This window comes from Paracoccus versutus (assembly GCF_000763885.1).
Classification (GTDB): domain Bacteria; phylum Pseudomonadota; class Alphaproteobacteria; order Rhodobacterales; family Rhodobacteraceae; genus Paracoccus; species Paracoccus versutus.
This window is the reverse complement of the sequence record NZ_JRKO01000022.1, coordinates 54,655-67,729: the sequence shown is the minus strand read 5'-3', so window position 1 is coordinate 67,729 and position 13,075 is coordinate 54,655. Positions and strand designations below refer to the sequence as shown.

Sequence of the window (13,075 nt, the reverse complement as noted above, 5' to 3'; positions counted from 1 at the left end):
AAATCTGGCGCTCAGGCGCGCGCCACGTCCTTGCGGGTGCGCCACAGCGACCAGCCGACGCCGGCGCCGAGGATGGCGAAGGTGATGCCCAGGGACACGGCGGGCGGGAATTTCGCCAGCCCCATCAGGTCGGCGATGAACACCTTGGAGCCGATGAAGATCAGCAGCACCGCCAGCGCCTGCTTGAGGTATTCGAAGCGGTGGATGATCGCCGCCAGCGCGAAAAACAGCGCGCGCAGGCCCAGGATGGCGAAGATGTTCGAGGTATAGACGATATAGGGATCGGTGGTGATGGCAAAGACCGCCGGCACCGAATCGACGGCGAAGATCAAGTCGGCGATCTCGATCATCACCAGCGTCAGCAGCAGCGGCGTGGCAAAGCGGCGGATGCGGCCGGTCGCGGGATCGGGCCGCTTCACCACGAAGGCATGGCCGTGCAGCTCCTGCGTCAGCGGCATGCGGCGGCGCAGGAACCGCAGGACCGGGTTCGCGCCCATGTCATGCTCCTTGTCGCCGACGAACAGCATCTTGATGCCGGTCAGGATCAGGAAGCCGGCGAAGACATAGAGGATCCAGCCGTATTGCGCGACCAGCGTGGCGCCGACGCCGATCATGATGCCGCGCAGCACGATCACCCCCAGGATGCCCCAGAACAGCACGCGATGCTGGTAGCGGCGGGGGATCGACAGCGTGGCGAAGATCAGCGCGATGACGAAGACGTTGTCCATCGCCAGCGTCTTTTCGACCACGAAGGCGGTCATGTATTCCGCGGCGGCATTGCTGCCCAGCTGATACCAGACGAAGCCGCCGAACAGCACGCCCAGCGTGATGTAGAAGGACGATAGCTTCAGGCTCTCGGCGACGCCGATCTCCTTGTCGCCGCGATTGAGCACACCGAGATCGAAGGCCAAGAGCAGGCCGACCAGGCCGACGAAGACCAGCCACAGCCAGATCGGCGTGCCGAGAAACAGGGTCAGGTAGAAAGGTTCCATGTCAGGCTCCACGTTGAACGAAAGCCGGTGCGAAGCCTTGGGCGGGAATGGTTCCGGGCTGGCACCGAGCAGGGCTCGATGCGGTCCGACATCACGACATGCGTCGTCAGAGGGGCCCGGTCCGCCCGTCCCAGATAGGGGCTCGATGGCGCGATGCAAGGCCGTCCCGCCGGCTTTTCGACAGGCAGTCCCACCGGCGGCCCGCGTCCCCCTTCCCCTCGGCCCTGCGCGGGACTAACTATCGCCAAGCCCCGCAAAAGGATCGCCCATGCTTTACCAGACCAAGGCCGAATGGCTGGCCGCCCCGAAAAAGCGCGTGCTGTTCTTTGGCATGTCGGGCCTGGGCAAGACCTTCCTGGCCTCGATGCTGCGCGGCTCGGGCGAATGGTTCCACTATTCCGTCGATTACCGCATCGGCACCCGCTACATGGGCGAGCTGATCGCCGACAACTTCAAGCGCGAGGCGATGAAGGTGCCCTTCCTGCGCGAACTCTTGCTGTCGGATTCGGTCTATATCGCCAGCAACATCACCTTCGAGAACCTGGCGCCGCTGTCCACCTATCTGGGCAAGCCCGGCAGCGTCACCCGCGGCGGGCTGGAGTTCGACGAATACATGCGCCGCCAGGACCAGCACCGCATGGCCGAGATCGCGGCGCTGCTGGATACCGGCCACTTCATCCGCCGCGCGCAGGAAATCTACAACCTGGGCAATTTCGTCTGCGATTCCGGCGGCTCGGTCTGCGAGGTGGTGGACCCCTTTGCCGAAAGCGACCCGGTGCTGGACGCGCTGGGGCGCGAGCTGCTGCTGGTCTGGATCAAGGGCTCGGACGCGCATACCGAGGAACTGGTGCGCCGCTTCGACCGCGCGCCGAAGCCGATGTATTACCAGCCGGATTTCCTGGACCGGGCCTGGACCGACTATCGCGTCGAAAAGGGCCTGCGCGAGGACCAGGTGAACCCCGACGACTTCATCCGCTGGACCTATGCCCGCGCCCTGGCCCACCGCCAGCCCCGCTACGAGGCGATGGCCCGGCGCGGCGTGACGCTTTTGGCCGAGGAGGTGGCGCAGGTGACGACCCCGCAAGACCTGATCGCGCTGATCGGCCATGCCATAGACCGACGGCCCGCCGGCGCCGCCATTGCCGGAAAGTTCGACAGAAAGGACGCATGATGCCCATCACCCTGCCCAATGACCTGCCCGCCTATGACATCCTGTCGAACGAAGGCGTCATGGTCATGTCGCCGGGCCGGGCGGCGACGCAGGACATCCGGCCCTTGCGCATCGGCCTGCTGAACCTGATGCCCAAGAAGATCCAGACCGAGAACCAGTTCGCCCGGCTGATCGGCGCGACCCCCTTGCAGATCGAGTTCCAGCTGATCCGCATGTCGGACCACGAAAGCCGCAACACGGCCGCCGACCACCTGCAATCCTTCTATCGCCGCTTCTGCGAGGTCGAGGAGACGGGCGAGAAGTTCGACGGGCTCATCATCACCGGCGCGCCCATCGAACACCTGCCCTTCGAGGCCGTGACCTATTGGGACGAGTTGACCCGCGTCTTCGACTGGACGCAAAGCCACGTGCATTCGACCTTCGGCGTCTGCTGGGGCGGCATGGCGATGGCCTGGTATTTCCACCGCCTGGAAAAGCACATGCTGGACCGCAAGGCCTTCGGCTGCTTCCGCCACCGCAACCTGGCGCCCTCCAGCCCCTATCTGCGCGGCTTTTCCGACGACGTGCTGGTCCCGGTCAGCCGCTGGACCGAGGTGCGCCAGGACGAGGTGGACGCCATCCCGGCGCTGAAGACGCTGATCGCCTCGGACCAGGTCGGGCCCTGCCTGCTGCAAGACCCCGGCCATCGCGCGCTCTATGTCTTCAACCATTTCGAATATGACAGCACGACGCTGAAGGACGAATACGACCGCGACGCCGCCTCGGGCAAGCCGATCGACGTGCCGGTGAACTACTACCCGGACGACGACCCCTCGCGCACGCCGACGAACCGCTGGCGCAGCCATGCGCATCTGCTCTATGGTAACTGGATCAACGAGATCTACCAGACCACCCCCTTCGACCTGAACCGCATCGGCGAGGCGTGAGCATGGCCAGCAACGGCGACAAGGCCGGGTCCGGCAAGCAGGGATCGCTGCCCGACCTGCCCTTTGTCGGCGCGATCACCCGCTATCTGGAAAAGGACGCGCCCGATGGGCTGCGCAAGGCGGTGGCGGCGGCGGACGGCAAGCGCATCCCCGATCCCACCTATCCCTATCCCGAGGAGATGAAGGGCAAGGATTACGACGACCGCATGGCCGGGCTGCAATTGCAGCTGGTGCGGCTGATGCGCGACGTGATCCACCAGCGCAAGCGCCTGGTGGTGCTGTTCGAGGGCCGCGACGCCGCCGGCAAGGGCGGCACCATCGAGCGGGTGCGCGAGAACCTGAACCCGCGCTCGGCCTATATCGCCGCCCTGCCCAAGCCCAGCGAACGCGAGGCCGAGGAATGGTATTTCCAGCGCTACGTGGACTGGCTGCCCGCCAGGGGCGAGATCGCGCTCTTCGACCGCAGCTGGTACAATCGCGGCGTGGTCGAAAAGGTCTTCGGCTTCTGCACGGATGCGCAGCGCGAGACCTTCTTTCGCCAGTTGCCGCTGTTCGAGACCATGCTGGTCGATGACGGGGTGATCCTGGTCAAGCTGTGGCTGGAGGTGGGCCGGGCCGAGCAGCTCAAGCGGTTCCTGGACCGCGAGCGCGACCCGCTGAAGCAATGGAAGCTCAGCTCCATCGACGTCGAGGGGCTGGCGAAATGGGACGATTACAGCGCGGCGATCCGGGATACGCTGCTGCGCAGCCATTCCGGCATCGCGCCCTGGACGGTCATCCGCGCCGACGACAAGCGCCGCGCCCGGATCGCGGCGATCCAGGCGATCCTGCGCGCGGTGGATTTCGCCGGGCGCGACGACGCGGTGATCGGCCAGCCCGACCCGCGAATCACCGGCGGCCCCGAGATCCTGCCGGGGTGACGGGCAAGACGATGGACAAGGCGGCTGGCAGGGCAAGGAGCGACGATGGATAGGCCGTCCGGGACCGCCCCGGCCAGCGCAATCGCCCGGATGGCGGCATGGCTGGTCGCGCTGCTCTGGCTGGCGGCCCTGGCCCCAGCCCATGCGCAGGGCCTGCCCGACTGGCAGAACCTGCATGTCAACGATTTCGCCGGGTTGCTCGCGCCCGAGGATGCCCAGGCCCTCGACGGGGCGCTGGCCGCGCTCAGGGAGCAGACCGGCATCGAGGGCACGGTCGTCACCCTGCCCGACCGGGCGCGCCATGGCGGGACCGACGGGCTGGAGCCCTTTGCCACCCGGCTTTTCAACCATTGGGGCGTGGGCGACGCCGCGCGCAACGACGGCTTCATGGTGCTGGTGCTGGCCCAGGACCGCGAGGCGCGCATCGAACTGGGCCGCGGCTACGAAAACGACGCCGACATCCAGGCCCAGGACATCATGCGCAACACCATGCTGCCCGCCTTCCGCGACAACCGGATGTCGCAGGGCATCCGCGAGGGCACGCAGGCGGTGATCGACCTGATCGCCCGCCCCGTCGCGGCGGGCCAGCCGCTCGCCATGCCCCGGCGCAGCCTGATGGACCGCATCCTGCCCTTCCTGTTCGGCGCCGCCGGGCTGGCGATCCTGGGCGCCGCCGCGCGGCAGGCCTGGCGGCGCAACCGCTGCCCGCAATGCGGCCGCCGCGGCCTGGAAACGCAGGTGGCGCCGCTGGAAACCCCGCTGCCCGAGGGCGGCCACATGGTCTCGCAGGACAATGTCACGCGGCGCTGCCCGGCCTGCGGCTGGTCCGAAACCCGCCAGCGCCTGCGGCCGCAGACGGTCTGGTATGGACCGACCGGCACGGTGCTGCGCAGCGAGCCGACGCCGGGCTATCGCAGCGCCGCGCGCGGCTCCTCGGGCTTCGGCGGCGGCTCGTCGCGGGGCGGCGGCGCCTCGGGGCGCTGGTAGGGCACGGCCGCGCTTGCGAGGGCGCGGCGGGACCGCTAGCGTCGTGCCAGACTGCCTTCAAGGAAAGCTCCGACATGAAACCTCTCCGCTTCCCCGCCCTGGCGCTCGCGCTCGCCAGCACCAGCCTCACGGCCGCCTGGGCCGCCGACCCCGAACTGACGGTCTTCGACTGGGCCGGGTTCGAGGAGCCGGTGATCTTCCAGGGCTATATCGACCAGCATGGCGCCAGCCCCACCTTCGTCTTCTACGGCGACGACGACGAGGCCTATCAAAAGCTCGCCTCGGGCTTCAAGGCGGATGTCGCGCATCCCTGCTCGCAGATGGTGTCCAAATACCGCGACGCCGGGCTGATCGAGCCCTGGGACGTGTCGAAGATCCCGGCCTTCGAAAGCCTCGATGCGAAATTCCTCGATTCGGAAATCTTCAAGGACGACGAGGGCGTCTGGTATATCCCGACCGATTGGGGCGCGACCGCGGTGGCCTACAATACCGAAACCGTGCCGGCCGAGGACGTGGCCAGCCTGAACATCTTCATCGACCCCAAATACCAGGGCCGCACCTCGCTGCCCGATTCGGCCGACGACGTCTGGGCGCTGGCCTACCTGGCCACCGGCACCACCGACTGGACCGAAGTCACCGACGAGCAGTTCGCGGCCGCCGCGGACTGGCTGCGCCAGGCGCATCAGAACGTCGCCGCCTATTGGGCCGACCCGGCCGAACAGGCGCAGCTGATGGCCTCGGGCGCGGTGGACGTGGCCTGGTCCTGGAACGACGGCGTGGTGTTGCTGGAAAACGACGGCTTCCCGGTCGGCTTCCAGCGCGCGGCCAAGGAGGGCAGCTCGACCTTCTTCTGCGGCTTCATCAATCTCAAGAACGGACCGGGCAAGGAAGACAAGGCCTACGATTTCATCAACGCCTGGCTCGCCCCGGAAGCGGCCAAGGGCCTGCTGGACACGATCGGCTACGGCCATACTTCGACCGTCGCCATGGAGACGATCAAGGACGAGCCCGCGGTGCAGGAGGGTCTCTCGCCCGTGGACGCCCCGATCCTGGCCCAGACCCCGAACGACCCGCAGCAGCGCGAAAAGCAGTTGCAGGAGTTCGAAAAGATCAAGGCCGGCTTCTGACCGGCCCTTACAGCGCCCCGCCCGAAGGCGGGGCGGGACGCCGGCGGCACGGCCGCATGAGTATTTTGGGAACGAAGAAGGCGGGACGCCGCGCCCGCTTCTTCTCCGTTTTCCAAATACCCCAAGGGGTAAATTGGCCCGCGCAGCGGGACAAGAGGGGAACAGCGTTCCCCTCCCTTGCGCGACGGGATGGTGGCGCCTATATTCCGCTTGTCCGGGTTCGCCCGGACTATGGACATAAACGCGCAGGTAATAAGCGGATCGGACCCGGGGGCGGTACCCGGCGGCTCCACCAAGATCCCTCGTTGGGGGCACAGGGGGCCGAAACAGGATCGACGAACGTCTAAAGCTGTTTGCTTTGTCTCGGTGAGCTACCACCGTTATCGGTGCAAAATGTACAGTTGCCAACGACAACCGTGCTCCGGTGGCTCTGGCTGCGTAAGCAGCTCGGGTAACCGAAACTTAAGCCCTTCCGCCTAGCAGCGTAAGGCGGGGCCCGCAGGAGCCTGGCAACAGAATCCTGCACCTTCCCCTTTCCATCTGGCCCCTTTCCATCTGCCCGCTTTGCATCTGGCTTTTCAGCGCGCCGGCCCCTATTTCAGGCGTCATGCAAGGGAATGCCGCCATGAAAGACCTGACCTCTTCCGATGCCGATGCGCTGATCGCGGATCTGGGCGCAAAGGCGCGCGCCGCCGCCGCCGTCCTGGCCGAGGCCAGCGCCGAGCGCAAGCACGCCGCCCTGGTCGGCGCCGCCGATGCGATCCTGAAGGCCGAGGACGCCATCCTCGACGCCAATGCCGAGGACATGCATTACGCCGAGGCAAAGGGCCTCTCCCCCGCCATGCTCGACCGGCTGAAGCTCGATCCCGCGCGCATCCGCGCCATGGCCGAGGGGCTGCGCTCGGTCGCGGCGCAGGCGGACCCGGTCGGCAAGGTGCTGGCCGAATGGGACCGGCCGAACGGGCTGCATATCCAGCGCGTCGCCACCCCCCTGGGCGTCATCGGCGTGATCTACGAAAGCCGCCCCAATGTCACCGCCGATGCCGCGGCGCTGGCGCTGAAGACCGGCAATGCGGTGATCCTGCGCGGCGGCTCGGAAAGCCTGAACAGCTCGGCCGCGATCCACCGGGCGCTGGTGACGGGCCTGGGGCAGGCCGGGCTGCCCGAGGCTTCGGTGCAGATGGTGCCGACCCGCGACCGCGAGGCCGTCGCCGCCATGCTGCGCGCGCAGGAATTCATCGACGTGATCGTGCCCCGCGGCGGCAAGGGGCTGGTCGGGCTGGTGCAGAAGGAAGCCCGCGTGCCGGTCTTTGCCCATCTGGAGGGCATCTGCCACGTCTATGCCGACCGCGACGCCGACCTGGACAAGGCGCGGCGCGTGGTGCTGAACGCCAAGACCCGGCGCACCGGCATCTGCGGCGCCGCCGAATGCCTGCTGATCGACTGGCAGTTCTATACGAAACATGGCGCCGTGCTGGTGCAGGATCTGCTGGACGCGGGGGTCGAGGTGCGCGCCGAGGGCGAGCTTGCCAAGGTGCCGGGCACCACCCGCGCCGAGCCCTCGGATTTCGGGCAGGAGTTCCTGGACAGGATCATCGCGGTGAAACTGGTCGATGGCGTCGAGGAGGCGATCGCCCATATCCGCCGCTATGGCTCGGGCCATACCGAATCGATCCTGACCGAGAATGACGCCACCGCCGAGCGCTTCTTCAAGGGGCTCGACAGCGCGATCCTGATGCGCAACGCCTCGACGCAATTCGCCGATGGCGGCGAGTTCGGCATGGGCGCCGAGATCGGCATCGCCACCGGCAAGATGCATGCGCGCGGCCCGGTCGGCGCCGAGCAGCTGACCAGCTTCAAGTATCTCGTCACCGGCGACGGCACCATCCGCCCCTGATCCTCGCCCGAAAGGCTGCGCCGGGGCCGCCGCATCGCCCCGTTTGGCGGCAGCGGCCACGGATGCGCCGTGGTCGGTGTCGCGCAAGGCCCCGTGCCTTGCCGAAAGGCTGGATTGGCGCGCAGGTGATGCAGGCCGCACGGCGCGACCGTTCGTCCAGGGCCGCAGCATGACGCCTGCCGAAGCGCCGCCGCCGCCGATCCAGATCGCGGCGACCGGCTCTCGGCGAAGGCCGGTTTGCCGCGCCGGGCAAGGTAGCGGCGGCGCTCGCTTGGCATGAGTTGCGGGGCGGGCGATTCCGGCAAAGCCGCGCTCACGGCGCGGAGAGGCTTTCCAGGGACAGGCCGCATCCATGGCCGGCATAGCCCACCCAAACCACGGCGGGTCCGGCCCCAAAAGCCCGGCAGAGAGCCTCAGAACGAGATCTCGCCGCCGGTCTCGTCCAGTTCCCAGGCCAGCGGCCGGTTGGCGGCGCAGGCAAAACCGGCCAGCAGCGGGAAATGCACCTCGGAGGCGCCCGGTTCTGGCCGCGCCCGGTCCCCGTCGGGGCCAAGCCAGGACCACAGCGCCGGATCGGACCGGATGCGGCTGCATTCGGCGACCAGCCGCCAGCCCTGGGCGCCGCGGCAGACCAGCACGCTGCCGCCCCAGGGCATCGCCGTCTCAAGGCACATCAGCGCCAGCAGGATCAGGCGCGCCTCGATGCGCGGCAGGTCGCCCTCGGCCTCCAGCCGCAGGCGGATGCGGCCGCCCTTCTCGACTTCGGCCAGCAGCGCGGCCAGTTCGGCCAGACCAAGGCGCTGGTCCGGCGCGGCATGGCCGAAGGCCACGCGGAACCAGCGTATCCGCGCCCGCGCCGCCTCGACGCTTTCGGCGATCAGCTGCATCTCGGGGCTGTCGTCGATGCCCGGCCAGTCACCCGAAAGCTGCAGCAGCTCCAGCCCGTTGCCGATGGCGCCCAAAGGAGAGACGATGTCGTGGCACAGCCGCGAGCCGACCAGCGCGGCCAGCCGCTCGGGCGAGACCGCGCCGGGGGTGTCGGGCGGGCAATGGATTGTCAGATCGTCCATGGAAGGCTAGCCTGCATGCTGTCTCGGGAAAGGGCGTGAGATGAATGAAATCCTGGAACCCGGCATGATCGTGCGCCATCCCGGCGCGCCGGAATGGGGCACCGGGCAGGTCCAGTCGCGCATCGGTGACCGCATCACCATCAATTTCACCAATGCCGGCAAGCAGGTGGTGAACGGCAGACATATCAATCTTGAACTGGTCACAACCGACCCTTTTTAGGCGACCATTGCAGAGTAATTCAACTTTTGCGCGAGTCAACCGCTGTTGAAACGCCGGGCCTGCTGGCGGTTGCAATGTCGCGTTCCCCCGCCTAGACACGGGCGCAAGATGCCATAAGCCGGGGATAGCAGGCCGTAAGATGACGCCGGAAACCTCCTATTTCGCGACCCGTCTCGCCACCGAGGAAGCCGATCTTCTGGCCGCGCAGCGCCTGCGCTATCGCGTCTTCGTCGAGGAACTGGGCGGCGACGGCCCTCTGGTCGACCACATGAACCGGTTCGAGCGCGACGAGTTCGACCCGGTGGTGGATCATCTGGTGCTGGTGGACGACCGCCGCTCGCGCGAGGCGCTGGACCATGTGGTCGGCGTCTATCGGCTGTTGCCGGGCGACCGGGCCGAGGCCTTTGGCCGCTTCTATTGCGACAGCGAATACGACCTCGCGCCGCTGCGCGCCTCGGGGCGGTCGCTGCTGGAGCTGGGCCGGTCCTGCGTCGATCCGGCCTATCGCGGCGGCTCGGGCATGTTCCTGATGTGGAACGCGCTGGCCGATTACGTGCTGGCGCGCGGGATCGAGATCCTGTTCGGCGTCGCCTCGTTCCACGGCACGGACGTGCAGGCGCTGGCCCAGCCGCTGTCCTGGCTTTACCACCACCACCTGGCGCCCGAGGCGATCCGGCCCCGCGCCCGGCCCGACGGCTATCGCCGCATGGACCTGGTTGCGCCCGAACAGCTGGATCGCCGCGCCGCCATGACCGGGATGCCGGCGCTGATCAAGGCCTATCTGCGGCTGGGCGGCATGGTCGGCGAAGGCGCCTGGCTCGACCGCGCCTTCAACACCACCGATGTGTTCCTGATGGTCGATACCCAGGCGATGTCGGCCAAGCACCGCAGGTTCTACGAAGCCCGGCAGGGACAATGAGCGAGGGCAACCGCTCCACCTGGCGGGACGCGGTCGCGCCGCCGGCCACTCCACGGCCCGGCGCGCTCGGCTGGCTGCTGGTGCTGCTGCGCGGCGGCGGCATCGTCCTGGTGCTGGCGCTCGGCGTGCTGCTGATCCTGCCGCTGCGCCTGGCCGAGCGGCTGTTCACCGGCCCGCGCCGCCCGCTGACCGGCCCCTGGGTGCAGGGCGTCTGCCGCATCTGCCTGGGGATCATGGGCCTGCGCTGGCGCTGCATCGGCCGGCCGATGCGCGGCCCCGGCGCGGTGGTGGCGAACCATTCCAGCTGGCTCGACATCTTCGTGCTGAACGCAGCGATGCCGGTGTTCTTCGTCTCGAAATCCGAGGTGGCGGGCTGGCCGGGGATCAACATCCTGACCCGCGTCACCGACACGCATTTCGTCGCCCGCGACCCCAGGCTCGCCCGCGCCCAGGCCGAGGAATTCGCCGCCCGCACCCGCGCCGGCCACCGGCTGCTGTTCTTCCCCGAAGGGACCAGCAGCGACGGGCGCCGCGTGCTGCCCTTCAAGCCGACGCTGTTCCAGGGCTTCCTGGATCCCGCCCTGCCCGAGGGGCTGGCGATCCAGCCGATGAGCGCGACCTATCATGCGCCCGAGGGCCGCGATCCGCGCTTTTACGGCTGGTGGGGCGACATGGCGCTGGGGCCGCATCTGCTCGCGGTGCTGGCAGAGCCGCGCCAGGGCTCGGTCGCGGTGCGGCTGCTGTCGCCGATCCCGGTCGCGGCAGAGACCCGCAAGACGCTTTCCGCCAAGGCGGAAACGGCGGTGCGTCAGGGCTTCGACCAGGGCTGACGCGCCGCGCCGACGACGCTGTCGCATGGGTATTTGTGCAACAGAGAAAGCCGCAAGGCACGCCCAAGCAGGCCGGGGAGCTCCAGAGGTTCGCCTTCTCTGTTGTTCAAATACCCCGGCAGCCGTGACGCCGAGACCGCGCCGCCGCCTAGAGCGGCCAGAACAGCGGGATGGTCAGGCAGGCGACGATGCCGCAGATGATGTCCAGCGGCACGCCGACCTTGACGAAATCGCTGAATCTGTAGCCGCCGGGGCCATAGACCATCAGATGGGTCTGGTAGCCGATGGGCGTGGCGAAGGCGACCGTGGCCGAGAACATCACCGCCACCACATAGGCGCGCGGGTCATGGCCCAGCGATTTCGCCAGCGCGATGGCGACCGGCGTCAGCAGCACCGCGACGGCATTGTTCGACAGCACCTCGGTCATCACCAGGCCCAGGAAATAGACCGCGATCAGCGTGGCAAAGGGCGGCAGGCCGGAAAGATGGGGCGCGACCACATCCACCACCAGGTTGACCGTGCCGGTATGTTCCAGCGCCTCGCCCACCGCCAGCATGGCAAAGATCATCGCCAGCAGCCGGGCATCGACAAAGGAGAACGCCTCTTCGGCATCGACGCAGCGGGTGATCAGGATGATCGCCGAGGCCATGAAGGCCAGCGCCATGATCGGCGCCACGTCCAGCGCCGCCAGCGTGACCACCGACAGCAGGCATACGATAGCGATCGGCGCCTTGGCGCGGCGATAGGGCCGGGCCGAGGGGCGCGAGACATCGACCAGTTCCATGTCCGCGGCCAGCCGGGCGATGTCCTCGGGCGCGCCTTCCAGCAACAGCGTGTCGCCGACCTGCACCACCAGGTCGTCGAGCTGGCGGCCGATGTTCTGGCTGCGGCGATGCGCGGCCAGAACATAGACGCCATAGCGCCGCCGCAGGCGCATGTCGCCCAGCCGCCGCCCGACCAGCCGCGCGCCGGGCGAGATCAGCACCTCGACCGTGTTGGTCGCGACCGAGCTGAGCTTGTCCACCATCTGGAAATTCTTGTTGGCCTGCATCTCCAGCAGGTCGGCCATTTCCGAGCGCAGCACCACGCGGTCGCCCGGTTCCAGCACCACCTCGGCCAGGTTGCGACGCAGCGAGGCGTCGCCGCGCAGCACGTCGATCACCCGCACCGCCTCGCGCTTGAAGATCGGCGCGGCCAGCACCGGCTGGCCGACCAGGCTGGAATCCTCGGGGATGGCGACCTCGGTGAAATATTTCATCTCGCGTCGGGTGCCGAGGAAGCCGGCCAGCGAGGTGCGGTCGGGCAGAAGCCGCCAGCCGATGGTGGCGAAATAGGCGACGCCCGCAAGCGTGATGGCGATGCCGACCGGGGCGATCTCGAAGATGGTGAAGGGCACCATGCCCTGTTCGCGGGCCACGCCGTCGACCAGCAGGTTGGTCGAGGTGCCGATCAGCGTCATCATCCCGCCCAGGATGGTGAAATAGCTCAGCGGCATCAGCAGCTTCGAGGGCGAGAAACCCAGTCGCAGCGCCAGCTGGATGAAGATCGGGATCATGACCGCCACCACTGGCGTGTTGTTCATGATCGCCGAGGCCAGGATCACGAACAGGAACAGCGCGCCGATGGTGAAGCGCGGATGGCTGGTCGCCCGTGCGGTCACGAGGCGGGACATGATTTCCAAAGCTCCGGTCCGCAGAAGTCCGCCCATGATCAGGAACATGAAGGCGATGGTCCAGGGCGCCGAGTTCGACAGCACCCCGGCCGCGTCCTTGATCGGCAGAAGGCCCAGCAGCAGCATCACCGCGGCAGTGCCGATGGCCACGACTTCGGGCGGGTGCTTTTCGCGAATGAACTCGATGAACATGATGGTCACGATGATCAGCATCGCCACCGCCGCATTGGTTCCGGTCAGTTCAAAGCCCAGCATGCAATCCTGTCCCGTGCGCCGTTAAATCACGGCCCTTTCGATGGGTAATAGAATTATTTTCTCCGCCGCCGCAAGCAAAAGCACGAGGG

At 67.6% G+C, this 13,075-nt stretch carries 12 protein-coding genes and 1 other RNA gene; 10 read left to right on the top strand and 3 right to left on the bottom strand.

The window, feature by feature from the left end; all coding sequences use genetic code 11:
- Positions 1 to 11: 11 nt before the first annotated feature.
- On the bottom strand, positions 12 to 992 hold the full coding sequence (locus tag IT40_RS11660; RefSeq protein ID WP_036754950.1) for a TerC family protein: 981 nt from the start codon (positions 990 to 992) through the stop codon (positions 12 to 14).
- A gap of 268 nt (positions 993 to 1,260) precedes the next feature.
- Between IT40_RS11660 and IT40_RS11655 the strand changes: the two genes are divergently transcribed.
- The 7 genes from IT40_RS11655 (at position 1,261) to IT40_RS11630 (ending at position 8,020) form a co-directional block, all read left to right on the top strand.
- Positions 1,261 to 2,163, top strand: a complete 903-nt coding sequence (locus IT40_RS11655; RefSeq protein ID WP_036754947.1) for a hypothetical protein — start codon at positions 1,261 to 1,263, stop codon at positions 2,161 to 2,163.
- Positions 2,163 to 3,089, top strand: coding sequence for a homoserine O-succinyltransferase (locus IT40_RS11650; protein ID WP_036755021.1), 927 nt, complete (start codon positions 2,163 to 2,165; stop codon positions 3,087 to 3,089). Before IT40_RS11655 ends, IT40_RS11650 begins: the two co-directional genes overlap by 1 nt.
- Positions 3,090 to 3,091: 2 nt before the next feature.
- The gene (ppk2, locus tag IT40_RS11645; RefSeq protein ID WP_052095875.1) at positions 3,092 to 4,009 is read left to right on the top strand and encodes a polyphosphate kinase 2; all 918 of its coding nucleotides are present in this window, start codon (positions 3,092 to 3,094) and stop codon (positions 4,007 to 4,009) included.
- A gap of 45 nt (positions 4,010 to 4,054) precedes the next feature.
- Entirely contained in the window at positions 4,055 to 4,996 is a 942-nt protein-coding gene (locus tag IT40_RS11640; protein ID WP_036754944.1) for a TPM domain-containing protein, read from the top strand.
- Positions 4,997 to 5,070: 74 nt separating this feature from the next.
- Positions 5,071 to 6,123, top strand: coding sequence for an ABC transporter substrate-binding protein (locus IT40_RS11635; protein ID WP_036754941.1), 1,053 nt, complete (start codon positions 5,071 to 5,073; stop codon positions 6,121 to 6,123).
- A 173-nt stretch (positions 6,124 to 6,296) separates the two neighbouring features.
- Positions 6,297 to 6,650: a transfer-messenger RNA gene (gene ssrA, locus IT40_RS27545) on the top strand.
- Positions 6,651 to 6,748: 98 nt separating this feature from the next.
- A complete protein-coding gene (locus IT40_RS11630; protein ID WP_036755019.1) occupies positions 6,749 to 8,020 on the top strand; it encodes a glutamate-5-semialdehyde dehydrogenase in 1,272 nt (423 codons plus the stop codon).
- A gap of 413 nt (positions 8,021 to 8,433) precedes the next feature.
- On the opposite strand, the gene IT40_RS11625 is transcribed toward IT40_RS11630, so the two are convergent.
- Positions 8,434 to 9,090 carry a histidine phosphotransferase family protein gene (locus IT40_RS11625; protein ID WP_052095874.1) on the bottom strand — a complete coding sequence of 219 codons (657 nt, stop codon included), beginning with the start codon at positions 9,088 to 9,090 and terminating at the stop codon, positions 8,434 to 8,436.
- A 40-nt stretch (positions 9,091 to 9,130) separates the two neighbouring features.
- On the opposite strand from IT40_RS11625, the gene IT40_RS11620 reads away from it, so the two are divergent.
- From IT40_RS11620 to olsA, 3 genes are all read left to right on the top strand, one after another.
- A complete protein-coding gene (locus IT40_RS11620; RefSeq protein WP_036754938.1) occupies positions 9,131 to 9,310 on the top strand; it encodes a DUF3553 domain-containing protein in 180 nt (59 codons plus the stop codon).
- Positions 9,311 to 9,449: 139 nt separating this feature from the next.
- Positions 9,450 to 10,229, top strand: coding sequence for an L-ornithine N(alpha)-acyltransferase (olsB, locus tag IT40_RS11615; protein WP_036754935.1), 780 nt, complete (start codon positions 9,450 to 9,452; stop codon positions 10,227 to 10,229).
- The gene (gene olsA, locus IT40_RS11610) at positions 10,226 to 11,059 is read left to right on the top strand and encodes a lyso-ornithine lipid O-acyltransferase (RefSeq protein WP_036754932.1); all 834 of its coding nucleotides are present in this window, start codon (positions 10,226 to 10,228) and stop codon (positions 11,057 to 11,059) included. Before olsB ends, olsA begins: the two co-directional genes overlap by 4 nt.
- Positions 11,060 to 11,207: 148 nt before the next feature.
- Here olsA and IT40_RS11605 read toward each other — a convergent pair whose 3' ends face one another.
- Positions 11,208 to 12,986 (bottom strand): SLC13 family permease, encoded by a 1,779-nt coding sequence (locus IT40_RS11605; RefSeq protein WP_036754929.1) that lies wholly within the window; start codon positions 12,984 to 12,986, stop codon positions 11,208 to 11,210.
- Between the last annotated feature and the right edge of the window lie 89 nt (positions 12,987 to 13,075).

Bases quoted from the DNA above. Each gene is read 5' to 3' on its own strand.
- IT40_RS11660 (WP_036754950.1), bottom strand. From the start codon at position 992: ATGGAACCTTTCTACCTGACCCTGTTTCTCGGCACGCCGATCTGGCTG.
- IT40_RS11655 (WP_036754947.1), top strand. From the start codon at position 1,261: ATGCTTTACCAGACCAAGGCCGAATGGCTGGCCGCCCCGAAAAAGCGC.
- IT40_RS11650 (WP_036755021.1), top strand. From the start codon at position 2,163: ATGCCCATCACCCTGCCCAATGACCTGCCCGCCTATGACATCCTGTCG.
- ppk2 (WP_052095875.1), top strand. From the start codon at position 3,092: ATGGCCAGCAACGGCGACAAGGCCGGGTCCGGCAAGCAGGGATCGCTG.
- IT40_RS11640 (WP_036754944.1), top strand. From the start codon at position 4,055: ATGGATAGGCCGTCCGGGACCGCCCCGGCCAGCGCAATCGCCCGGATG.
- IT40_RS11635 (WP_036754941.1), top strand. From the start codon at position 5,071: ATGAAACCTCTCCGCTTCCCCGCCCTGGCGCTCGCGCTCGCCAGCACC.
- IT40_RS11630 (WP_036755019.1), top strand. From the start codon at position 6,749: ATGAAAGACCTGACCTCTTCCGATGCCGATGCGCTGATCGCGGATCTG.
- IT40_RS11625 (WP_052095874.1), bottom strand. From the start codon at position 9,090: ATGGACGATCTGACAATCCATTGCCCGCCCGACACCCCCGGCGCGGTC.
- IT40_RS11620 (WP_036754938.1), top strand. From the start codon at position 9,131: ATGAATGAAATCCTGGAACCCGGCATGATCGTGCGCCATCCCGGCGCG.
- olsB (WP_036754935.1), top strand. From the start codon at position 9,450: ATGACGCCGGAAACCTCCTATTTCGCGACCCGTCTCGCCACCGAGGAA.
- olsA (WP_036754932.1), top strand. From the start codon at position 10,226: ATGAGCGAGGGCAACCGCTCCACCTGGCGGGACGCGGTCGCGCCGCCG.
- IT40_RS11605 (WP_036754929.1), bottom strand. From the start codon at position 12,986: ATGCTGGGCTTTGAACTGACCGGAACCAATGCGGCGGTGGCGATGCTG.